Source organism: Wenyingzhuangia sp. IMCC45467, from assembly GCF_054111205.1.
The window spans coordinates 2,429,937-2,453,061 of sequence record NZ_CM134196.1 but is presented as its reverse complement, the minus strand read 5'-3'; the positions used below and the strand labels follow the sequence as shown (position 1 = coordinate 2,453,061).

20 protein-coding genes are annotated in these 23,125 nt (G+C 29.3%); 7 read left to right on the top strand and 13 right to left on the bottom strand.

The genetic code is table 11. The annotated features are described in order from the left end of the window. Positions 1-52 precede the first annotated feature (52 nt). The 11 genes from ACXGQT_RS10500 to ACXGQT_RS10450 form a co-directional block, all read right to left on the bottom strand. A complete protein-coding gene (locus ACXGQT_RS10500) occupies positions 53-805 on the bottom strand; it encodes a tetratricopeptide repeat protein (protein WP_457828550.1) in 753 nt (250 codons plus the stop codon). Between the two features lie 10 nt (positions 806-815). After that, positions 816-2,729 (bottom strand): BatD family protein, encoded by a 1,914-nt coding sequence (locus tag ACXGQT_RS10495; protein WP_457828549.1) that lies wholly within the window; start codon positions 2,727-2,729, stop codon positions 816-818. Then, on the bottom strand, positions 2,695-3,543 hold the full coding sequence (locus ACXGQT_RS10490; protein WP_457828548.1) for a tetratricopeptide repeat protein: 849 nt from the start codon (positions 3,541-3,543) through the stop codon (positions 2,695-2,697). The genes ACXGQT_RS10495 and ACXGQT_RS10490 overlap by 35 nt, the downstream gene beginning before the upstream one ends. 1 nt (position 3,544) lies before the next feature. After that, complete coding sequence (locus tag ACXGQT_RS10485; protein ID WP_457828547.1) at positions 3,545-4,585, bottom strand: VWA domain-containing protein; 1,041 nt, start codon at positions 4,583-4,585, stop codon at positions 3,545-3,547. 136 nt (positions 4,586-4,721) lie between these two features. Further along, positions 4,722-5,723, bottom strand: coding sequence for a vWA domain-containing protein (locus ACXGQT_RS10480; RefSeq protein ID WP_457830816.1), 1,002 nt, complete (start codon positions 5,721-5,723; stop codon positions 4,722-4,724). Continuing rightward, positions 5,710-6,651 (bottom strand): hypothetical protein, encoded by a 942-nt coding sequence (locus tag ACXGQT_RS10475; RefSeq protein ID WP_457828546.1) that lies wholly within the window; start codon positions 6,649-6,651, stop codon positions 5,710-5,712. Before ACXGQT_RS10475 ends, ACXGQT_RS10480 begins: the two co-directional genes overlap by 14 nt. Position 6,652: 1 nt before the next feature. Beyond that, positions 6,653-7,519, bottom strand: coding sequence for a DUF58 domain-containing protein (locus tag ACXGQT_RS10470; protein WP_457828545.1), 867 nt, complete (start codon positions 7,517-7,519; stop codon positions 6,653-6,655). A gap of 79 nt (positions 7,520-7,598) precedes the next feature. Further along, positions 7,599-8,588, bottom strand: coding sequence for an AAA family ATPase (locus ACXGQT_RS10465; protein ID WP_457828544.1), 990 nt, complete (start codon positions 8,586-8,588; stop codon positions 7,599-7,601). A 157-nt stretch (positions 8,589-8,745) separates the two neighbouring features. After that, the gene (locus tag ACXGQT_RS10460) at positions 8,746-9,495 is read right to left on the bottom strand and encodes a UDP-2,3-diacylglucosamine diphosphatase (RefSeq protein WP_457828543.1); all 750 of its coding nucleotides are present in this window, start codon (positions 9,493-9,495) and stop codon (positions 8,746-8,748) included. A gap of 2 nt (positions 9,496-9,497) precedes the next feature. Beyond that, positions 9,498-11,054 carry a S41 family peptidase gene (locus ACXGQT_RS10455; RefSeq protein WP_457828542.1) on the bottom strand — a complete coding sequence of 519 codons (1,557 nt, stop codon included), beginning with the start codon at positions 11,052-11,054 and terminating at the stop codon, positions 9,498-9,500. Next, positions 11,041-11,475 carry a deoxycytidylate deaminase gene (locus tag ACXGQT_RS10450; RefSeq protein ID WP_457830815.1) on the bottom strand — a complete coding sequence of 145 codons (435 nt, stop codon included), beginning with the start codon at positions 11,473-11,475 and terminating at the stop codon, positions 11,041-11,043. Before ACXGQT_RS10450 ends, ACXGQT_RS10455 begins: the two co-directional genes overlap by 14 nt. A 120-nt stretch (positions 11,476-11,595) precedes the next feature. Here ACXGQT_RS10450 and ACXGQT_RS10445 point away from each other — a divergent pair, with 120 nt between their 5' ends. Next, complete coding sequence (locus tag ACXGQT_RS10445; protein ID WP_457828541.1) at positions 11,596-12,519, top strand: formylglycine-generating enzyme family protein; 924 nt, start codon at positions 11,596-11,598, stop codon at positions 12,517-12,519. Between the two features lie 77 nt (positions 12,520-12,596). Beyond that, entirely contained in the window at positions 12,597-14,831 is a 2,235-nt protein-coding gene (locus tag ACXGQT_RS10440) for a tetratricopeptide repeat protein (RefSeq protein WP_457828540.1), read from the top strand. 216 nt (positions 14,832-15,047) lie between these two features. On the opposite strand, the gene ACXGQT_RS10435 is transcribed toward ACXGQT_RS10440, so the two are convergent. Both ACXGQT_RS10435 and rpiB read right to left on the bottom strand, forming a co-directional pair. Beyond that, positions 15,048-16,355 (bottom strand): NAD(P)/FAD-dependent oxidoreductase, encoded by a 1,308-nt coding sequence (locus ACXGQT_RS10435; RefSeq protein WP_457828539.1) that lies wholly within the window; start codon positions 16,353-16,355, stop codon positions 15,048-15,050. A 93-nt stretch (positions 16,356-16,448) separates the two neighbouring features. Next, the gene (gene rpiB, locus ACXGQT_RS10430) at positions 16,449-16,880 is read right to left on the bottom strand and encodes a ribose 5-phosphate isomerase B (RefSeq protein WP_457828538.1); all 432 of its coding nucleotides are present in this window, start codon (positions 16,878-16,880) and stop codon (positions 16,449-16,451) included. Positions 16,881-17,756: 876 nt separating this feature from the next. Between rpiB and rnr the strand changes: the two genes are divergently transcribed. The 5 genes from rnr (at position 17,757) to ACXGQT_RS10405 (ending at position 23,122) form a co-directional block, all read left to right on the top strand. After that, positions 17,757-19,967 (top strand): ribonuclease R, encoded by a 2,211-nt coding sequence (gene rnr, locus ACXGQT_RS10425; RefSeq protein ID WP_457828537.1) that lies wholly within the window; start codon positions 17,757-17,759, stop codon positions 19,965-19,967. Between the two features lie 44 nt (positions 19,968-20,011). Next, positions 20,012-20,677, top strand: coding sequence for a GIN domain-containing protein (locus tag ACXGQT_RS10420; RefSeq protein WP_457828536.1), 666 nt, complete (start codon positions 20,012-20,014; stop codon positions 20,675-20,677). A 59-nt stretch (positions 20,678-20,736) separates the two neighbouring features. Then, positions 20,737-20,925 carry a Sec-independent protein translocase subunit TatA/TatB gene (locus tag ACXGQT_RS10415; protein WP_457828535.1) on the top strand — a complete coding sequence of 63 codons (189 nt, stop codon included), beginning with the start codon at positions 20,737-20,739 and terminating at the stop codon, positions 20,923-20,925. Positions 20,926-20,989: 64 nt separating this feature from the next. Further along, positions 20,990-21,568: a DUF975 family protein gene (locus ACXGQT_RS10410; protein ID WP_457828534.1), complete on the top strand. Its 579-nt coding sequence runs from the start codon at positions 20,990-20,992 to the stop codon at positions 21,566-21,568. Between the two features lie 24 nt (positions 21,569-21,592). Further along, positions 21,593-23,122, top strand: a complete 1,530-nt coding sequence (locus ACXGQT_RS10405) for a DUF5723 family protein (protein ID WP_457828533.1) — start codon at positions 21,593-21,595, stop codon at positions 23,120-23,122. Positions 23,123-23,125: the final 3 nt, after the last annotated feature.

The window sequence follows — 23,125 nt, the reverse complement described above, 5'->3', positions numbered from 1 at the left end:
CGGTGATTTTACTTAGGGGTGATTAATTACAAATGTAATAATTAAAATTGTATTATAACTTTTTAATATCCTTATTAGGCAACCAACCTATTTGACCATCTGCAATTTTAACTTTGTTCCAATCTCCAACAGCATCCATAACCTGTACTTTGGTTCCTTCATGCAGCATAAAAGTTTCACTAACACTATCTCTTGGAGCATTTTTAACTTCTACTTGATTAGAAAATACAATAGCGTATTTTATACTCTTAGCTCTTTTATATTGATGTGCAGTTACAGTTAAACTACTTAAGCACAAGAAACTTACTATAATTCCTAAAGTAAAATACAGTTTTTTAACACTTGGCACAGTGCTAAAAAAGAAAAACATCCAAATAAGTCCCGCTAATAAAGAACAAGAAACAGCTATAACTGCCCATGTATTGTATGGAAAAATAGCCAGAACAGCATTGTTAAACTTCTCAAAAGTAGATTTAGGAACCGATTTTATATTATCAATAATACTTCTATTAGCATATTCTAAATTTACTTTTATATCATTATTCGTTGGATCTAACATCAATGCTTTTTCATAATAGTAAATAGCATTTGCCATATTATTGCTTTTATAATATGCATTGGCCATATTATAATACAAATCAGCAGACTCAAATCCTTGATTGATTATTTTTTGATATAATTTAACAGCTTCTGAATATTCTTCGGACTGATAGTGTTTATTTCCTTGCTCAAACAATTCTTGTGTTGTTTGTGCACTTATATAACCAACGGTTAATAATAAGATTCCCAATACAAAATTTTTCATAATATCGGTTTTATAAGTTCTTATCTAAATCTGTAATCGCTTTTTTAGCTTTGTCAAAATCTTCTTTCATCTTTTCGTCAGATGATGGAGCGTATCTTGCAAACTCACAAGCACTAAATACTTCTATAAATTGCGATATGGCTTGGGCAGAAACTCCTTTTTTAGTCAACATTTCTGCAATACTATCTTTACTAATATCTGTAGTTTCTACCTGTAACTTGGCTTTTAAATAATTGTGTAAAGCTTTTTCTAAAGAACTGTAAAATGTGGTTTTGTTCCCTAATTCTTTTTTAGCACTTGCCAAATATTTTCTAGTCAACTTATCTGCTTTTTTAAGTTTGTTACGACTAATATCTCTACTTAACTCTCTTTGCTTTTTTGATGCAAAAACCCCTAATGGCAATATAACCAATGGCATTAATAACAAAATATAAAACAACTTGGTTTGGTAAAAATCTGTTTTTTCTATTAACGCTAATTCAGTTGATGTGTGTATGTACCTAAAATCGTTTCCTGTAGTTCTTACATTTTGTTTTAGTGCAGCGTTGCTATAATCTGCTCCTGTACTTGTTGCCAATTCTTTTCCTTCGGTAACATCTAATACAATTTCATCAGATTTAATGGTGTAATATTTTTCTTCTGATGGATTGAAATAACTAAAAGAAGTTGATGGCACTTTAAACTTTCCTTTGTATTGAGGAACTACCGTATAGGCGTTTTCTATATTTCCTGTTAATCCAGAAGTAGTTACCGTTACTTGTTCCTTACGCTCAGGATCATATACCTCTAACTCTTTTGGAGTAACAATATTAGGCAATTCAAATAATTTTAAATTTCCTTTTCCAGATACTTTTACTTTTATTTGAGCAGATTCGTTTGCTTTAAACACCGATCTACTAGTATTTACTTCATAAGCATAATTACCAACAGCTCCTGTAAAATCAAGTGGTTTTCCTTCTAGTGGTAAAGATTTTACTTTGATGATTTTTTTATCAGAAACCAATCTTTGATTTACATTTCTTGTAATCATATTCCCAAAAAAATCTCCTCTTCCTGTTGGCACACCTACAATTAAATCGGCAGACATTGGGTTTACCGTTAACTCTCCATTTCTTTGCGGAATTAAAACTACTTTGTGTAAAACAGCATATTTCCACATTTCTCCTTTGTATTTTCCATCTTTAAATTGCGGATTTTTATTGTCTAAAACCTGACTCCAAAAACCTTCGTAATTTGGTGGTGTATCAACATCAAAACTATTGATGGCTAATTGATTTACATACAATCTATATTCTGCATAAATAGGCTCTCCCACATATGGATTTTCATCAGAAATGGTTACCACCATTTTGATGTTTTGACTTGCTATATAATTAGGATCGTTAGGGTCTTTTGGTAAATCTACGGCATCAACTACTTTAACTGTAATGGCATTAGATTTTATTGTTTTTCCTTGATAATCTATACTAGCAGGCTCTAAAGTAAACGTTCCTTTTCCTATTGGTTCTAAAATATAAGTATAGGTTTTAGAAAACGTACTTGTTGCTTTTCCATTAACAATAGAGTAAGAGTTACTAACCGATTGACTTGGTCCTTGAACTACTTTAAAATTTTTAAAATTAGGCAGTTTAAAGTTGTCTGCTTCTTGATTGTTAATATTATACTCTAATCTAAATCTTTGGTTTTCTCCAAGTGTTTTTTTGCTTGTCCTTGCTGTTAATTCAACCTGACTAAAACCAAATGTTGTTACAAAAAAAGTAAAAAGTAAAAAGTAAAAAGGGTTGAGATTATTAGATGTTAAACCTTGTAATTGGTACTGTATACTTTTTACTATTAACTCTTTTAATCCCATACTTTGTACTTGGTACTTTGTACTTGATACTCTCAAACTACCAATCCTTTTCATTATTGTTCTCTTTTGCATTTACCTTTTGAGCATTCACTTTTTTCTGAGTTTTTTGCTCTTCATTATTCATAGACTCTAACAATTGCTGAATTTGTTCGGGTGATAATTTAGATTCTTTAGGTTGAGCAGGTTGTTCCTTTTTATCATCTCCCTTGTCACCTTTATCATCTTTATTTTCAGAATTGTCACCCTCTTTATTTTTATCGTCTTTCTTGTCCTTATCTCCTTTATCGTCCTTTTTATCCTGATCTTTATCGTCTCCCTTATTATCTTTATTCTGATCGTCTTTGTTATCTCCTTTATTTTTGTTTTTATCGTCTTTATTATCCTTGTTTTTGTCCTTGTTATCTTTATTATCTTTATTCTGTTGATCTTGTTTTTGCTTTTCTTTTTTAGCGGCAACAAACTTTTCTCTAAGAATATCATCACTAGGATTTTTTAACAAGGCTTGTTTATAGGCTTCTAAAGCTTTTTCTAAGTCATTTTGTTTTTTAAAAGTATCTCCTATCAATTCACTGGTTTTGGCTTTATCTTCTTTTGTTTTAGCCAATTTATTTGCTAATTGATATTGCTCTCCTGCTTCTTTATACTTTTCTTGTTGAAAAAAAGCATTTCCTAAATTATAAGCTCCTTTGTAATAAGTACCATCTTCTGCCATACTTTTTTGATATGCTATAGCAGCATCTTCTAATCTATTGGTTCTATAATACTTATTTCCGTCTCTTAATTGTTTTTTAGCCTCGTATAACTTTTCTTTAGGAAGACCTGATTCTTCTTGTGCAAAAGAAGAAAAGGTGCTGATCGCTAAAAATAACATCCATAACTTTTTCATCTTATTCCTTATTTTCATTAAACAAGTTTACACTCTTTACCCATTTTGTTTTCTTTTCGAACACAAACATATCTAAAACCAACCAAAATATTCCCAATCCTATAAACCATTGGAATTGACTTTTATATTCTGAAAATTGTTTAGACTCAAACTCTGTTTTTTTGGCTTTAGACAACACCTCCATAATTTTATTTACAGAAGTAGCCGTTTTATTTCCATCTACATAAAAACCACTTGAAGTAGCCGCAATTTCTTGCAATACTTTTACATGTCTTTGTGTAATGACAACTTCACCATTTTTATCTTTTTTCAATCCTTTTTTGTAACCATCAATCATGTCTGGAATTACTCCACCTTTTTCTGTTCCAATACCAATGGTGATGACTTTTATTCCCTCATCACCTAATTCTTTGGCTTTATCAACTGTATTTTCTTCGTGATCTTCACCATCAGATAAAATGACTAAATATTTATTGGTTTGTTCGTCATTATCATAATAGGTTTTAGCCATGTTTAAAGCTTCGTTAATCGCAGTTCCTTGACTTGAAACCATATCTGGTGAAGCATTTTTTAAGAACAATCTTGCGGCAGACTGATCTGTAGTAATGGGCAATAATGGATAAGCATTTCCTGCATAAATAATAACTCCAACCCTATCTGACCCTAGCTGATCTATGGTTTTTGAAATAATTTGTTTTGCTTTTTCTAATCTGTTTGGAGCAATATCTTCGGACAACATACTTTTAGAAACATCTAAAGCAAAAACAATATCTACCCCTTCTCTCTTAACGGTTTCTAGTTTAGTTCCTATTTTAGGATTAACCAAAGCAATTACCAAAAGTGTAATTCCCAACGCCATAAACAACCACTTAATAGTAGCCTTAAATGTGGAGTAGTCTGGTGCTAATTTTTGAATTAAAGAAACGTTTGCAAATGCTTTTTGTGTTCTTTTTTGCCACCAAAATTTATACAGTAAAATGAATAACAATAAAGGTATTATTGCCAATGCATAAAAATATATAGGTTCTTCTAATCTCTGCATAATTTATGTTTATAAAGTTGTTGATGTTATCAAAAACGCATTAAACAATCTAACGTTTATCTCCATCTCTTAAACCTTCTTTTTATTTAACTTAATGCTTTACGAACTTTTTAACTTGTTACTTTCTAACTTATTTTTATATAAAACTTTTAAACAATGTGTTTTTTAACAAATACTCTATAACTAACAACACTAAAGCAGCAATTACCAAATTTCTGTATAGCTCTTCGTAATTATAATATTTAATATCTTCTATTACTGTTTTTTCTAATTTGTCAATCTCCTCATATATGGTTTTTAACTTATTGTTAGAAGTTGCCCTAAAATATTTTCCTCCTGTTTCTTCACCAATGTAAGTCAGTAATTTTTCATCAATTTCTACTTTCATAGGCTTGTAAATTAGGTTTCCATTGTAATCTTTAGCATAAGGCATTTCTGCCATTCCGTTAGTTCCAAGCCCTATAGTATATACTTTTATTCCCAATCCTTTTGCTAATTCTGTAGCCAACTTAGGATCTACTGAACCTGCTGTGTTTACCCCATCGGTAAGTAAAATAATCACTTTACTTTTGGCTGTACTTTCTTTTAGTCTATTTACGGCAGAACCCAATCCCATTCCAATAGCAGTTCCGTCTTGAATACCTCCGTAATCTATACTAGAAATGGTTCTTTTTACTATAGATTTATCTGTGGTAATTGGTGTTTTGGTATAACTTTCTCCGGCATATAAAACCACACCAATTCTATCGTTAGGACGTTTGTCTACAAAATCTTCTGCCACTTCTTTTAAAGCTTCTAATCTATTTGGTTTTAAATCTCTAGCCAACATAGATCCAGAAACGTCAATAGCCATTACAATATCAATCCCTCTATTTTTTTTGCTTTTTGTAGTAACTCCAACATTTCTTGGTCTTGCCAAAGCCACAATTAACAAAGCAATAGCCAACAATCTAAACAACCATAATGCTCTGTATATATAATTGTAAATACCTGGAACTTGGATAGATTTTGTTGTTGATATAGACAATTTTGCCTGATTTCTATTTCTACTGATATACAACCAAATTCCTAAAAAAGGAATGATAATCAGTAACCATAAAAATTCAGGTTGTGTGAATTCAAAATTATTGTTGCTCATCATCTTTTACTTCTTTCTTTTTAGATTCAACAATTTTATGAATGGTTTCTATAATTCTAATTGCATTAGATTGATGACCTTTAATTTCTATTTCTACAGGCTTTTGTTTGGCAAACTTTACAAAATCTGCTTGAGATAATAAATCTCTTAATGTTTCTAAAATCTCTTTGTCTAATCCTAGTTTTTGTTGTTTGTTTTCAGTTTTTAACAAACTCATCATTTCATCAGTAGTAGTTTCTAATGCTTGAATAAACAATTCATTTCCAATATATTTTCTAACAATATCGGTTAATTCAGAATAATATTCTTTTACTTGATTATTTTGCCAAAGTTGTTTTTGTTCTAAACTTTTTAATTCTCTAGTCGCCTCTATATAAGGAGGAATCATAATTTTCTTTTCCTTTTTAGGTTCTTTTTTATTGCGAAACAAAAAGTACAAACCAATCATAAAGGCAATTACCGCCAAGCCAACATAAATGTAATTTTTGTTTCTATACCACCATTCTGCAAATGTATATTCTTCTTCTTCTAAATCTTTAACCGTGTAATGTTTTGCTAATTTTACTGTATCTACAGAAATAGTTGCCACGTTAACCAATAAAGAATCGGTAAAATATGCTTTGGTATCTACAAAAACTTGTTGCTTTTTAATGTAAAAAGATCCTTTATCAAAACCCGTAATTAAATACTTTTTTTGTAGTTGATTCTGAAGTGTATCTACTGGAAATTCATCTGCAACTACTAAACTATCTAGATTTTCTATTTTTGGAAAAATAACCTTTTTAGTATTTGGAGCTGTAATTGTATAAGTAATTTGCTCTCCAATTTTAATATTTGTGGTATCTATTTTTACACTTATAGATGGATTATTTTGTGCCATTACGGCCAAACCCATCCATAAAAAAAGACTTGTAATGATATATTTCATTTTACCCTCTCTGTTTAAAATACGTCAATAATTTTTTTACGTAATTTTCTTCTACACGACTACTTAACACTCCAGCTCCACTCTTTTTAAAAGAAGTTTCAAAATTGTGTTTCCAATGTAAAAATTGTTGCTGATATTGGTTTCTTACTTTTTTTGATGATGTGTTTACCAAAGTAGTTTTTCCTGTTTCCGCATCTACCATAGGTACCAATCCTATTTTTGGTAAAGCTTCATCAAACTGATCGTAAATTCTAATTCCGGTAACATCGTGTTTATTAGCTACAATTTTTAAGGTTTGTTCGTATCCATCATCCATAAAATCTGACAGTATAAAAACAATGGCTTTTTTCTTTAATACATTAGACATGTATTTTAATGCCGTGTTGATGTTTGTTTTATTGCTTTTAGGCTCAAACTCTATCATTTCTCTAATGATACGTAACACGTGACTTTTTCCCTTTTTTGGAGGAATGTACAATTCAACCTCATCAGAGAACAACAACAAACCTACTTTATCGTTATTTTGAATGGCCGAAAAAGCCATAGTAGCAGCAATTTCAGTAAGTGTTTCTCTTTTAAATTGCTCTTTGGTTCCAAAGTTTCCAGAACCACTAATATCAACCATTAACATCATGGTTAGCTCTCGTTCCTCTTCAAAAACTTTTACATAAGGCTCATTATAACGTGCTGTTACATTCCAATCTATGCTACGGATATCATCACCAAATTGATATTGTTTTACCTCACTAAAAGTCATACCACGTCCTTTAAAAGAACTGTGATATTCTCCTGAAAAAATATGATCGGACAAACGACGTGTCTTGATTTCTATTTTTCTTACTTTTTTTAAGATTTCTTTGGTATCCATATATTTTTAGTACTGAGTACTGAGTAACGAATATTGAGTACCTTACTTTGTACTTAATACTATATACTCTGTACTAGATTTAAGGTACTTCTACTACGTTTACTATTTGGTTTACAATGTCTTCTGCAGTTACATTTTCTGCTTCTGCTTCGTACGTAATTCCAATACGGTGACGTAAAATATCTAACACAACTGCTCTTACATCTTCTGGAATTACATATCCTCTACGTTTGATAAAAGCATGACATTTAGCGGCTTTGGCTAAAGAAATACTACCACGAGGAGAGGCTCCAAAAGAAATTAATCCTTTTAAGTTTTCTAATCCGTATTTTTCTGGGTAACGAGTAGCAAAAATTAAATCAAGAATGTATTTCTCAATTTTTTCATCCATATAAACTTCGTTTACCACTTTACGAGCATTGATAATTTGCTCTAGAGAAACTACTGGATTTACTTTTTCATATGCCCCCGATAAGTTTGCTCTCATAATGATTTGCTCCTCTTCTAACTTAGGATAATCAATCACTACTTTAAGCATAAAACGGTCTACCTGTGCTTCTGGTAAGGTATAAGTTCCTTCTTGATCAACTGGGTTTTGCGTGGCCATTACCAAAAAAGGTTCATCTAACTTAAAAGTTTCATCACCAATAGTAATTTGACGTTCTTGCATGGCTTCTAACAATGCTGATTGCACTTTTGCTGGAGCACGGTTAATTTCATCTGCCAATACAAAATTTGCAAAAATTGGTCCTTTCTTAATAGAAAAGTCGTTTTCTTTCATATTGTATATCATGGTTCCAACCACATCAGCAGGTAATAAGTCTGGTGTAAACTGAATTCTACTAAACGCACCATCAACCGCTTTTGCAAGTGTGTTAATGGCTAATGTTTTTGCCAAACCAGGAACTCCTTCTAATAAAATATGTCCGTTCCCTAGCAAACCAATCAACAACCGGTCAACCATGTGTTTTTGACCTACAATAACTTTGTTCATTTCCATGGACAATAAATCCACAAATGCACTTTCTTTTTCAATTTTTTCGCTGATAGCTCTTACGTCTACTTCCATTGTTTTATAAGGTTTTATTCTTAATACAGGGTGTTTGTAATCAATTTGTGTACCAAAATACAATATTGTTTGGAATATGAAAAAATGACTGTATATAAAACAAAAAAGAGTTCATATTTTTTTTGAACTCTTTAAAATGTTTAATCTCAATTTTATATTATTCTTTATACTCCTTAATTTCAAGTTCACCATTTACCAATTCTCCATATGTATTGTATATAATCCAATCTCCGGTGTTTACATATTTAGAATTTTGTGATAAATTAAAAACCATAGGTAAGTGACGGTGACCAAACACAAAATAATCATAGTGTTTTTGCTCCAAAACTTCTTTACAATAAAGGATTAAAAACTCTTTTTCTTCTCCTAAAAAGTGAACATCTTCTGCTCCAGAAACCGATTTATTTTCTCTAGATAAATACATTCCAAAAGACATTCCAATATCTGGATGTAGCCACTTAAAAAGCCATTTACATACTGGATTTGTAAATATTTTTTTGATGAATTTATAACCATTATCACCTGGTCCTAAACCATCTCCATGCCCCATTAAAAATGTTTTTCCTTGTAAGGTAAATTCTTTAGGCTCATGATACACAGAAATATTTAATTCTTTTTCAAAATAATCACTCATCCATAAATCATGATTTCCTACAAAAAAATGAATATCTACTCCTGCTTCTTTTAATTCTGCTAATTTTCCTAAAACTCTAACAAATCCTTTTGGGACTACATATTTATATTCAAACCAAAAATCGAACAAATCACCTAATAAAAATAAGGTCTCAGCATCATTCTTAATAGCATCTAGCCAAGAAACAAATACTTTTTCTCTTGGTAAACTTTTTTCTGAACTTACGGCTCCAAAATGTTGATCTGAAGCAAAATATATTTTTTTAGTACTCAAAACTATTGGTTTTCTACTAAGGATTTAACTTTTAAAATATAAGGATCTCTTTTTTGTACCAACTGATAATATACATCATCTGTTAACAAACTACTTGCAAAATTTTCTTTTAACAAATCATCTAACAACTCCTGATTACTAAATTGATTGGTACCGATGTATTTAAAAAACTCTTGTTTAATTTCATTGGTAATTTCAAAATCACTTACAAAATTTTGTGCAGTGTACTTTTGTAAATCTTCTCTGTGCTGATCTACATAAGTATACACAAAATTGTTAATCATATTTATTTCAAAAAATTTAACTCCATTTACTGTGTCTAAAGGAATAAAAATATCGGGTGTAATTCCACCACCACCATAGACTACTTTTCCTTTAGGAGTGGTATACTTAAGTGAATCTATTACTTTTATACTATCTTTATGAAACAACTCTCCACTTTTGTAACGATTCATAATTTCGTTGTCGTAACCATCAGTATTACCATAAGGTTTTTGAATAGAACGACCAGTAGGAGTGTAGTACCTAGCAATGGTCAACCTCATAGCGGAACCATCGTTAAAATCTAATTCTTGCTGTACCAATCCTTTTCCAAAAGTTCTACGACCTATAATAGTTCCTCTGTCATTATCTTGTAAAGCTCCTGAAACTATTTCACTTGCCGATGCAGAATTTTCATCAACCAACACATAAATATGTCCGTTTTCAAAAGAACCTTTGCTGGTAGCAACTTCGTTTTTCTGACGTCCTTTTTTGTTTTTTGTGTAAACAATTAGTTTTCCATCGGCTAAAAATTCATCCGAAATTTGATCGGCAATATGCATAAATCCTCCTGGGTTTCCTCTTAAATCTAAGACCAAATCTTTAATTCCTTGTTCTTGTAATTTGTCTAAAGCAGTTTTAAACTCATCATAAGAAGTCATGGCAAAACGAATAAGTTTGATGTAGCCCAAACTATCGTTAATTTTATAAGATACAGGTACACTTTTTATGGCAACTTTACCTCTGGTAATATTAAAATCAATTGTTTTTTGACTTCCAGGACGATAAACTTTTACTTTTACTTGGCTGTTTTCTTCTCCTTTTAATTTAGCTACTACATCTAAACTAGAAATTCCTTTATTGAACAAAGTATCTTTATCGGCCATTAAAATTCTATCTCCAGCTCTTAAACCAGCTTTTAAACTTGGTCCGTCTGGAATAACTTTTACCACTACAATGGTATCTTTTTTTACATCAAACTGAACTCCAATTCCTACAAAATTACCATCCATGGTTTCTTTGGTATATGCTTGTATTTCTCTAGGAATGTAAGTAGAGTGGGGGTCTAATCTGTCTAAAATATCAGAAATTACTTCATCAGTAATTTTTTCAGCATCAATATCATCAACATATTCACTTTCAATAAATTTTAAAACTGTGTTTAATTTACTGTTTGATGTGTTAGAACTTACTGGATAAAAAGTACCTGTATTTTTAACGTTAAAAAAACTACCTATAATAATTCCTAAGGCAATAGAAATTCCTATAAATAATGGAAGATTGTTATTTTGTTTCATCAATATCTAATTTCAATAATTCAACACCTGCTTTTCTTAAAAAATCTATTCCAGTAGTGTCTTTATATTCCTTTGCATAAACTACTCTTTTAATTCCAGATTGATGTATTAATTTACTACAATCTTTACAGGGAGATAACGTAATATATAGAGTAGCATTTTTAGTAGATTGTGTAGAAGAAGCAACTTTTAAAATAGCGTTGGCTTCGGCATGTAAAACTGTCCATAGAGTATCGTAATTATCATCTTCGCAACAATTTTCAAAACCTGTTGGAGTACCATTATATCCATCAGAAATAATCATACGGTCTTTTACAATTAATGCTCCTACTTGCTTTCTTTTACAATGAGATAATTTAGCCCATTCATAAGCCATTCTTAAATATGCAGTATCGTATTTTAATTGTTTTTCATCTATCATAGAAATCATATTGACCTATTTTTTGTAACCTTTTGGACAAAAGTAGTATCTTATTACTACATCTTAACAAAAATTTAGATATAAATAGATAATATTGCAATAGCAATTAATTTTTACTACATGAAATATTTCTTATCCCTTTTGTCTATTACTTTTTTATTTTCTTGCAACAACCAACCCAAAAATAAAAAAGAAGAAATAAAAACTTCTGAATCTATAGAGCAAATAAAAGAAATTGCCAATACCGAATTAAAAACAAAAAATGATACTTCTGATATGGTTTATTTTAAAGGGGGAAATATTACCATAGGTGCTAATAATAGAACTCCTATAGAAGCTCCGTCTTTTGATAAAGAAATTGCTCCATTTTATTTAGATACTTATTTAGTAACTGTTGCTGATTTTAGAGCCTTTGTAAAAGCAACAAATTATGTTACTGAAGCTGAAAATTATGGAGATTCTGGAGTTTATGATTTTAAAGAATTTAAATGGAATTTATTACCTGGAACCACATGGGAATATCCTCTAGGACCTAATGGAGAAAAAGCTATTGACAATCATCCTGTAACGCAAGTAAGTTGGAACGATGCTACTGCTTATGCCAGTTGGGCTGGTAAAAGATTACCCACAGAATACGAGTGGGAATATGCTGCTAAAAACGGAGAAAATATTAAATACCCATGGGGAAATACTACCACTGTTAACGGTAAATACATGACCAATGTTTGGAATGGTAAAACCATACAAGATCAAAAAGTACTTGATGGATATTTTTACACTTCTCCTGTTGGAAGTTTTCCTAAAAGTAAAAGTGGACTTTATGATATGGTAGGAAATGTTTGGCAATGGACAACTACAACTTTTACTCCTTATAGTAATGAAATTCCATACAATAAAAGTGAGCAAACGAAAGTTACTAGAGGGGGTTCTTTTATGTATGATGAAGCTTTAGAATTAAGTTACACTACTACTTTTAGAGGTCAAAACACTGTAGATTCTTCTATATTCAATATGGGATTTAGATGTGCAAAATCTGCAGAATAATAAAATAATTGTAAAGTTTCAGGTTCAACTGTTTAAAGACCAAGAACTAAAACTATTAAAAAAAATCATCAAAAAACTTGAAGCATTTATTTTTACTTTTAACATTTACAATTATCCTTGTTTCTTGTAAACAAAAGGAGGAAAGTTCTTATCAAAAAATAGATTCTAATGCTATTTTTACCAATACAGATAGTATTCCTAATAAACATTATGTAGGAAGTCAAAAATGTAAAGAATGTCATCCTAATCAATTTAAATATTGGGAAGGATCTGATCATGACAAGTCTATGCAAAAAGCCAATAGACAAAGTATTGTTGCACCTTTTAATGGAGAAGTATATAAAAGTCAAGGTGTTACTTCTACCTTTTTTCAAAAAGAGGGAAAATTTTATGTAAACACCGAAGGACGTGATGGAAACAATCATGATTTTGAAATTATTTACACCTTTGGACTAACACCTCTTCAACAATATATTGTTTTATTTCCCGATGGACATTATCAATGTTTAAGAACTGCTTTTGATGTACAAAAAAATAAATGGTTTGATTTGTATCCAGACTTTAAAGTAGTCCATAAAGAATGGTTGCATTGGAGTAGAGGAGGACTAAATTGGAATACCATGTGTGCCGATTGCCACAGCACCAATGTAAAGAAAAATTACAATGAAAAAGACCATAGCTACAATACCAATTATGCCATTATTAATGTAAGTTGTGAGGCTTGTCATGGACCAGGAAAAGACCATGTAGAACACGCTCTTAAAAACGGAAACAATTACAAAAACGATGGTACTATGCAAATGGTTGGTTTAGACTCTAAAGAATTGGTAGATGCTTGTGCACGTTGCCATGCCAGAAGAGAAAACATTACTTTACACCACACACCACAAGGAACATTTTTAGATCATTATTTTCCTCAATTAATTACCGAGCCTATTTATCATGCCGATGGTCAAATTTTAGATGAAGATTATGTGTATGGTTCTTTTGTACAAAGTAAAATGTATCACAATGGTGTTAGTTGTAAAGATTGTCATAACCCACATTCTACCAAACGTAAATTTGATGATAACAGATTGTGTATGCAATGCCATGATGGAACTACTTTTAATGTAGAAAGTCATCACAAACACAAAATGGGAACCGAAGAAGCTATGTGTATTAACTGCCATATGCCTGGAAAATATTATATGGGTAATGATTTTAGAAGAGATCATAGTTTTAGAATTCCTAGACCGGATTTAAGTTTAAAGTATAGAACTCCAAATGCATGTGCAGGATGTCATAAAGATAAAGATGATCAGTGGGCCTATGATAATTTTGTAAAATTATATGGAGAACCTAAAAAGAATCATTTTTCTGATAAACTAGCACCAGGAATTAAAGGTGAAGTAGGGGGAAGAGATAGTTTGATGATTTTAGCTCACGATACTATTTATCCTAACATAGCTAGAGCTTCGGCAGTATCAAACCTTAGAAATTATGGAGGACAAATAAATGTATCTGAAGTATTAAAATTTTTAAAAGATGATTCTCCTATAGTAAAAGCTGCCACTGTAGATTTATTAGCTGATTTAAACTTAGGTACAGAGCATTACAGAGCTGTATTACCTTTATTAAAAGATGCTAAAAGATCTGTTAGAGTAAAATCTTTTTTTACTTTAAGTAGTGTTCCTTATTCTAAAATTCCAGAAGAGTATAAAGATTTTTACAACAAAGTAAAGATTGAATTTGCCAATTATTTAAAAGCTACAGGAGAGTTTTCTGGTGGTAGAATGAAACGTGCTCAATATTATTTAAACAAAGGAAAAACAGAAAATGCAATTCATACTTTAGAAGATGCTTTAAAATTAGATCCTATTAATAATATTGTACGAACTACTTTGGCTAATTTATATTATCAAGTAAAGGATTATAAAAAGTCTGAAGAAGCTTATAAAACCATTTTAAAACAAGAACCTGGTTATGGTTTAACCAATTATAATTACGGTTTGTTGTTAAATGAATTAGGACGACCTAAAGAAGCTATTATTCAATTAGAGCAAGGACTTAAATTTATGCCTGAAAATGATAGAATTGCTTATAATTTATCATTGTTATATTATAAAAATAAGCAAACTAAAAAAGCAATTACAGTGTTAGACACACAATTAAAAAGAAGTGAAAACAATGCTGATTTAATTTATTTAATGGCTTATATACACAATGAAACCAATCAAAAAGTAAAGGCTAAAAAATATGCTAAACAGCTTTTAGACCTAGCACCAAATAATCAGCAATATCAAAACTTTTACAATATTTTAAATCAATAAGAATGTTACTTGAATTGTTATTTACTTTTTTGGTTTTAGGAATTGTTTTTTGTTCTACAAAAGCCTTTGTTTGGTTTGCCAGAAAAAGAATGAATGCCATAAATTACATGAACAAAAACCAACACAATCCTTGGTTTAGGATTTTGAAAAAACATAAGTTTTAAACAAAAAAAGCCTCTGAAAATTTAGAGGCTTTTTTATGTATATAATATATTCTTACAATTCTGCATTGGTTCTAACCCTACGTTTACTAACGCTAAAACGTCTTACAATTAAACGAGAACCTTTGTTATAGTTGGTGTAATTAAATATCCAACTTAATAAAATCACCAATCGGTTTTTAAAACCTACTAAAGAAATTAAGTGAATAAACATCCATATAAGCCAAGCAAAAAAACCTCCAAACTTTAAGTTTCTTAAATCTACCACAGCTTTGTTTCTACCAATAGTAGCCATAGAACCTTTATCATTATATATAAATGGTTTTAATTTAGCATCTCCTTTTAATATTTTAGGAAAATTCTTAGCCAAATTATTTGCTTGCTGTATGGCTGGTTGTGCTACTTGCGGATGTCCTCTTGGATAATCATCAGAAATCATTAGTGCAACATCACCTAAAGCAAAAACATCTTTAAATCCTTTTATTTGATTAAATTCATTTACAAAATATCTTCTACTTCTTGGTTCAGAACATTCATCTGCAAAACCATTAATTCTATTTGCTATAACTCCTGCAGACCAAATTAAAGTACGTGTAGGAAATTCTTTTCCATCTTTGGTTTTTGCTAATTTTCCATCGTATGCTGTTACAATAGTATTGGTGTGAATTTTTACTCCTAATTCTTCTAAAAATTGTGTAGATTTTTTTGAAGCATTATCACTCATAGGAGGTAACACTTTTGGAGCTCCCTCTAAAATATTAATTTGCATTAAACTAGCATCTAAATCTGGATAATCTAAAGGAAGTACGCTCTTTTTAAATTCTGCAATAGCTCCTGCTAATTCTACCCCTGTAGGCCCCGCCCCAACAATAACAAAATTTAATAAAAACTTTATAGTTTCTTCATTAGTTTCTACACTAGCTCTTTCAAAATTTTGTAAAATTAAACTACGTAAATTCAATGCCTGAGGAATAGTTTTCATAGGCATTGCGTGTTTTTTTATTTCTTTATTACCAAAATAATTGGTTTTAGTACCTGTGTTAATGATTAAATAATCATAAGACAAGTCTCCAATATCTGATTTTATAATTTTATTTTGAGGATCAACTTCTTTAACATCAGCCATTCTAAAATAAAAATTCTGTTGCTTTTTTATAAACATCCTTAATGGATATGCAATAGAATCAGATTCTAATCCACTGGTAGATATTTGATATAATAATGGTTGAAAGGCATGATAATTATGCTTGTTAACCATAACCAATTGAATAGGTAATTTTCTTAATTTTTTTACCAAGTTTAAACCAGCAAAACCACCACCAATTACTACAACTCTAGGTAAATCAACTTTAGGGATATTCATTTTTTTTATTTAAATAAGAGAATTTATTTTAAGGACAAAATAAAAAAACTGTATTGAGGTTTCAATACAGCTTTTATCACTTTAATACCTGTTTTATAAACAAGGTATTTTATCAATTCTATTTTGATGACGACCACCTTCAAACTCAGTATTTAAAAAAGTTTCAACCATTTCTAATACTTGAGGAATAGCAGTAAAACGAGCAGGAATACACAAAATATTTGCATTGTTATGTTGTCTTACTAACAACACAATTTCTTTAGACCAACACAAACCAGCTCTAACATTTTTATATTTATTAGCAGTCATAGCAACACCATTTGCAGATCCACAAATTAAAATTCCAAAATCTACAGCATTGGTATCTACAGCATTAGAAACTTTATGCGCATGATCTGGATAATCAACACTATCAAAAGTATCAGTTCCGTAGTTTACTACTTCAATTCCTTTTGCTTCTAATAATTTTACAATGGCTTGTTTGTAATCTGGACCAGCGTGATCGTTTCCGATAGCTATTTTCATAATGGTTGTTTTATATTTTTTGCAAATTTACAAAAACCTATAATTAGAGGACTAACTTTCAATATATAAAGTGTAAAAAATAAATATCTACAAATGTTGATAATAAGTGTTTATATATAATGATATCAAATTTTACCATAATACCTATCTTAAAACAACAATCTTTAATTTTACAAAAAGAAAAAATATCATGTATTTTATAATAAATGGAATGATTTGTACATCATCATTTTTAGCTAAAAGTTAAAGCATTGAAAATCAAAATATTGATACTTCATACTTTATTATATTTATAATAAAATTGATATATTTTTATATTATTCACAATACAAAACGTTATTAACATAATAAATAATAACTATTTATAAAAACCTTATAAATCAAGCAATTATAAAAAACATCAAAATGTTAATAACATGTGGTTAAAAAAAGCAAAGTAAATTTTGATTTTAAGCTTTAAAAAACAATACAAGAGAGGTGTAATACAAAGCAAATTTATTTACTAAAAAGTTATAAACGGTTATTAACAATTTATTCACCACTTATTAAAAATTTATAAAACAGTTTTTATTCTCTATCTACTCAAAAAAATGGATATTAACAACTGTGAATAACTACTACTAATTCCTTATTTATAAACTCCTTATAACTTTAATAACTTGTTAATAAAGTTAAATTAATGTGAACTCAAAATTAAATTAAATCTATTTATTGTATAAATCAACAGCTAATAATACCCTATCATTTGTTTTATAAATTTTAAAAAAGAAAAAATTAGATATTATATAAGTGTTGATAAGCTTTACAGAAATTTTAAAAAGCAAGAACAACACTTCTTGTTATTTGCTGTACCTTTAACCTAGAAAATAAAACTATATGCCAAGAAGTAATAAAAAAGGTATTTTTAAGAAAAAAGGAGGAGTGGTTAAAGATCTTACACGTAAGGTTTTTAAAGTGTTGAATGAAAATAGTGGAAACCCTTTAAACTATAAACAAATTGCTGCTAAGCTTGGTTTAGAAGATCATGCTGCTAAACAACAATTGTTGTTAAAATTAGAAGAGTTAAAAGCTCAGAAAAAAATAAAAGAAGAAGACAGAGGTAAATATATTTTAGATGCTTCTAAAAACTATCACATAGGTACTTTAGATGTTACTAGTTCTGGAAACGCTTATTTTATTTGTGATGATTTTGAGACTGATGCTTTCATTAATAAAAGTAGTGTTAACGGAGGTTTAAATGGAGATACTGTTAAAGCTTATGTTTATAAACGTAAACAACGTAATAAATTAGAAGCAGAAGTTGTAGAGGTTTTAGAGCGTAAAAAATCTGAATTTGTAGGAACTTTACAGTTAAGTGCCAGATTTGGTTTTGTAGTGGCTGATGATAGATCTATGAATAATGATATTTTTATACCAAAAGATAAAATAGGAACGGCTGTTGATGGTGATAAAGTGGTAGCTAAAATTACCGATTGGTCTGGAGATGCTAAAAATCCTTTTGGAGAAATTATCAGAGTTTTAGGACAAGCTGGTGAACACAATACAGAAATTCATGCCATTTTAGCGGAATATGATTTGCCTTATGAATTCCCAGAAGAAGTAGAAGCCGCAGCAGAAAAATTAGATGTAACCATTACCGAAGAAGAAATTAGCAAACGTAGAGATATGCGAGATGTGTTAACATTTACCATTGATCCACGTGATGCCAAAGATTTTGATGATGCTTTGTCTTTTCAAAAATTAGAAAATGGAAATTATGAGATAGGAATTCACATTGCTGATGTTTCTCATTATGTTGCCGAAAATTCAATTTTAGATGAAGAAGCTTATAACCGTGCTACCTCTGTTTATTTGGTAGATAGGGTAGTGCCTATGTTGCCAGAAATGTTATCAAATGGAGTTTGTTCTTTACGTCCGAACGAAGAAAAATTAACGTTTTCTGCTGTGTTTGAGTTGAATGATAAAGCAGAAATTAAAAAAGAATGGTACGGTAGAACTGTTACGTATTCTGACAAACGTTTTGCTTATGAAGAAGCACAAGTAATTATTGAACAGCCCGAAGAAAAAAATCATACCATTCCGGCAGAAATTTCTATTACTGATGAAGCTTACGAAGTAGATGCTAGTATATCCGAAGCTATTTTAAAAATGGATGTTTTGGCAAAAATTATGCGTGGTAAACGTATGAAATCTGGTGCCTTGGCTTTTGACAAAATTGAAACTAAATTTAATTTAGATGAAGCTGCAAATCCTATAGGTGTTTTCTTTAAAGAATCTAAAGATGCAAACAAATTAATAGAAGAATTTATGTTGTTGGCTAACAGAAAAGTAGCCGAGTTTGTAGGAAAAACCAAAGCTGGTGCTGCTAAAAAAACTTTTATTTATAGAACACACGATGAGCCTAATGTAGATAAACTAGAAGCATTAGGAAATTTGGTTCAAAAATTTGGATATGCAATCAATACCAAATCTAGAAAATCCACAACAGCATCTTTAAATAAATTGTTGAGTGATGTGCATGGTAAAGCAGAATCTAACATGGTAGAAACCTTAACCATACGTACTATGAGTAAGGCAGAATATACTACAGAAAATATTGGTCATTACGGTTTGGCTTTTGATTATTACAGTCATTTTACATCGCCTATTAGACGTTATCCTGATGTGATGGCACATAGATTATTACAACATTATTTAGATAAAGGAAAATCTGTATCTGCAGAAGAATATGAAGAAAAATGTGGACATTCATCTGAAATGGAAATGTTAGCTGCCAAAGCAGAACGAGATTCTATTAAATACATGCAAATAAAATACATGCAAAACTTTACAGGAAAAGCTTTTAAAGGAGTTATTTCTGGTGTTACAGAGTGGGGGATTTATGTAGAAGTGATGGAAAATAAGTGTGAAGGTATGGTAAGAACTAGAGATATTACTAGCGACCATTTTGTTTTTGATCAAGATGAATATGCATTGGTAGGACGTAAGTATGGTGATATGTATAGATTAGGAGATGAAGTTTGGATTAAAGTAAAAAATGCCGATTTAGAACGTAAACATTTAGACTTTTATTTAATAGAGGAATAATTTTTGTTAATTATCGTTATCTATAAAAAAACAGAATTTACTTTATGAAGAATTTATTTTTATTTGTCTTGTTTGTTTGTAACATATCTTTTTCACAAGATTTATTACAAAATTTAAAAAGTTTTAAATCTATTCATATAAATAGTGCTATGGATGTAGAATTAGTTTCATCTGATAGTGCTAAAATTGAAGTGACTGGAAATGATCTTGAGAAATTAAATATTAGTGATGATAATAATGAATTAAAATTATCTACTTCATTAGATAAAAAATTTAAGAGTGATTTAAAAGTTATTATTTATTATATGCCAGGATTAAGAAACATAAAATTGGCTAATCAAGTAAAGATTACTTCTAGAAATGTTATTAATGAAAAATTTTTAGAGTTAGAGGCAGTTAACGGCGTTAAAGCTAATTTAAGCGTTAAAACTAAAGATTTGGTATCAATACTAAGCTTAGGTAGTAAAATTGCTTTAGAAGGAATTACAGAAAGTCAAAAAATTAATGCTAGTACCAAAAGTTTTTACGATGCTTTTAATTTAATTAGCGAAAAAGCTTATGTAGAAGCTAAAACATCTAATGTTGCTGTTTATGTAAATCAGTTTTTAGATGCAAATGCAAAATATAAAGGAGAAATTATTTATATGGGTGATCCTTATTCTGTAAACGAGAAAACCTTTTTAGGAAAAGTTATACATAAAAAAAAATAGGATAAATTGTATGATTATAATTTGTTGTATATTTGCTGACGATTTAAAATTTAATTAAAATGAATGTTTTAAATATATCCCTTGGAATAATGGGAATGAATGAATGGGTAATTATAGCAGTTATTGTATTGTTATTATTTGGAGGTAGAAAAATTCCTGAATTAATGAAAGGACTTGGTGGTGGAATTAAAGAATTTAAGAAAGCTACTAAAGAAGAAGAATCTAAAAAAGAAGAAGAGAAACAATAAATAAAAATTGTTTTTAAAAAATACACCTGCTCATTTATTTGAGTAGGTTTTTTTGTTTATGCCTATGAGTAATATTGATATTTTAAAAAAATCTTTTCAAGATTTAAAAAATGGATGGAGTATTGTTTTTTTAGCTTCTATGCCTTTGACTTTATTACCCAATTTTTTAGTTTACAATAAAAATCTTGGTTTGCTTTTAATATTGATTTTTACTGGAGTACTTAGGTTGTGTTTATCAAAAGTTGTTTTAGCAGTTACCGATGGCAAAACTGTTAAAATGCATCAAATTTTTAATGGTTTTAATCAATTTAAAAATGCTTTAGGAGTATTTTTATTATCTATGGTATTTATTGCTATAGGATTACTATTATTTATTATCCCTGGAATTATTATTCTTATTTGGTTATCTCAATCCTTTTTTATTTTAGTAGAGCATCCTGAAATAGAGCCCTTGGAAGTTTTTAAAAAGAGTAAAGAATTAATGAAAGGGTATGAATTTTATTATTTCCTATTTTTTATTGGTTTTATTAGTGTTTCTTTAATATGTATTTGGTTAAAATTACCTTTTCTTAGTTTTTTATTACTTCCAATAGAATATACTTTTTTTGCTAATTTTTACAGAAAAATATCAATTAAGTATTAATTTTTTATTTAGTTTTATATACTAATGAAACACCTCTTATATATTTTCATTAGTCTTTTTTATACGTTTTTATTTGGTCAAAATTCAATTGGTTTTATAGATAATTATTCTGGTGTTCAAGCTGTACATTATAATCCAGCTTCAATTTTAGATAGTCCTTATAAAATTGATATTAATGTACTTTCCTTTAGTGGTACTGCTAGTAATAATTATTATTCTATAAATCCTAAAAATATTCTTTCTGATTTAAATTTTGGTTTAAATGATATTCAACCAACTATTAAAGCATTTAGATATAACAGGTCTTTGAATTCTAGTTTTGGGATGAGAAATTTATCTAATTACACCAATTACAAATCATCTTCAACAAATAGTTCATTATATGCTAATGCAATTGCTTTAGGACCTTCTTTTTTATGGAATATAAATTATTATAATGCAGTTGCTTTTACTACTAGTTACCGTAGTTACGGTCATGCAAATAATTTAGATACTAATTTGTATCATAAGTTAATAGATAAATCAGTATATAATGAAAATACTCCTGAAACAGAAGAAGAACTAGATAATTCTATTAATAGATTAAAAAGTTTACAAACAAATTCAAATAATTCTTCTCAAGCTCATTTATGGGCAGAAGTAGCTTTTTCTTATGCAGGTTTGGTATTGCAAACTGCTAATGATTATTTAAAATTTGGTATTAGTTTAAAATTTTTAAGAGGAATTAGAACAGGTGCTGTTTATTCTGATAATTTAAAAATAAAATTTGATTATGATGAAAATGATAAAACCAATGAAGATAAATACTTATTAAATTTTACAGGAAATGTTATCAACTTATATTCAAGATTGGGTGCAAATTTTGGAATGGGAATAGATTTAGGTTTTGTTTATGAAAAAAGAAATAGAACTTTTCCTATCAATTTAAGAGATAATAAAGGAAATATTTATTTTAGTAAAGCTCCTTACCGTTATAAATTAGGGGTTTCTATTACTGATATAGGCTTTTTATCATATAATAATACTCGTTCTAATATTGATAATCCTAATAAAATAAATATAGATTTAACTTCTACTAACTACAATTTTGCTGTTGAGAATTATTTAGCAATCAATTCCTTTAAAGAAGAGAAAAAAACTTATTATTTACCAACTACTTCTAGAATTAATTTTGATTATAATTTTAAAAATCATTGGTTTTTAAATTCAAATTTAGATATGTATTTATTAAGTACATCTACTAGAAAAAATATTCAATATAAATCTAATTTCACATTAAGTGCTCGTTATGAATCTCTACATTTTTCTGCCTTTTTACCTGCAAGCATCAATCAATTTGGTATTGTAAAAGCTGGAATTGGTTTTAGAACAGGTTATTTTTTTATAGGTAGTTCTTCACTTTTTACCAATTTGTCTAATTATTCTAAAGAAGGTGATATTTCATTTGGTTTTAAGATTCCAATCTATAATAAAAAGAAGATTTCAGAATATAAAAATTCGTTAGAGCATCAATTAATCCCCCCTCCAAAATTAAAATTAAGAGAGAGGAATTAATAA

Bases quoted from the DNA above. Each gene is read 5' to 3' on its own strand.
- ACXGQT_RS10500 (WP_457828550.1), bottom strand. From the start codon at position 805: ATGAAAAATTTTGTATTGGGAATCTTATTATTAACCGTTGGTTATATA.
- ACXGQT_RS10495 (WP_457828549.1), bottom strand. From the start codon at position 2,729: ATGCAAAAGAGAACAATAATGAAAAGGATTGGTAGTTTGAGAGTATCA.
- ACXGQT_RS10490 (WP_457828548.1), bottom strand. From the start codon at position 3,543: ATGAAAAAGTTATGGATGTTATTTTTAGCGATCAGCACCTTTTCTTCT.
- ACXGQT_RS10485 (WP_457828547.1), bottom strand. From the start codon at position 4,585: ATGCAGAGATTAGAAGAACCTATATATTTTTATGCATTGGCAATAATA.
- ACXGQT_RS10480 (WP_457830816.1), bottom strand. From the start codon at position 5,723: ATGAGCAACAATAATTTTGAATTCACACAACCTGAATTTTTATGGTTA.
- ACXGQT_RS10475 (WP_457828546.1), bottom strand. From the start codon at position 6,651: ATGAAATATATCATTACAAGTCTTTTTTTATGGATGGGTTTGGCCGTA.
- ACXGQT_RS10470 (WP_457828545.1), bottom strand. From the start codon at position 7,519: ATGGATACCAAAGAAATCTTAAAAAAAGTAAGAAAAATAGAAATCAAG.
- ACXGQT_RS10465 (WP_457828544.1), bottom strand. From the start codon at position 8,588: ATGGAAGTAGACGTAAGAGCTATCAGCGAAAAAATTGAAAAAGAAAGT.
- ACXGQT_RS10455 (WP_457828542.1), bottom strand. From the start codon at position 11,054: ATGAAACAAAATAACAATCTTCCATTATTTATAGGAATTTCTATTGCC.
- ACXGQT_RS10450 (WP_457830815.1), bottom strand. From the start codon at position 11,475: ATGATAGATGAAAAACAATTAAAATACGATACTGCATATTTAAGAATG.
- ACXGQT_RS10445 (WP_457828541.1), top strand. From the start codon at position 11,596: ATGAAATATTTCTTATCCCTTTTGTCTATTACTTTTTTATTTTCTTGC.
- ACXGQT_RS10435 (WP_457828539.1), bottom strand. From the start codon at position 16,355: ATGAATATCCCTAAAGTTGATTTACCTAGAGTTGTAGTAATTGGTGGT.
- rpiB (WP_457828538.1), bottom strand. From the start codon at position 16,880: ATGAAAATAGCTATCGGAAACGATCACGCTGGTCCAGATTACAAACAA.
- rnr (WP_457828537.1), top strand. From the start codon at position 17,757: ATGCCAAGAAGTAATAAAAAAGGTATTTTTAAGAAAAAAGGAGGAGTG.
- ACXGQT_RS10420 (WP_457828536.1), top strand. From the start codon at position 20,012: ATGAAGAATTTATTTTTATTTGTCTTGTTTGTTTGTAACATATCTTTT.
- ACXGQT_RS10415 (WP_457828535.1), top strand. From the start codon at position 20,737: ATGAATGTTTTAAATATATCCCTTGGAATAATGGGAATGAATGAATGG.
- ACXGQT_RS10410 (WP_457828534.1), top strand. From the start codon at position 20,990: ATGAGTAATATTGATATTTTAAAAAAATCTTTTCAAGATTTAAAAAAT.
- ACXGQT_RS10405 (WP_457828533.1), top strand. From the start codon at position 21,593: ATGAAACACCTCTTATATATTTTCATTAGTCTTTTTTATACGTTTTTA.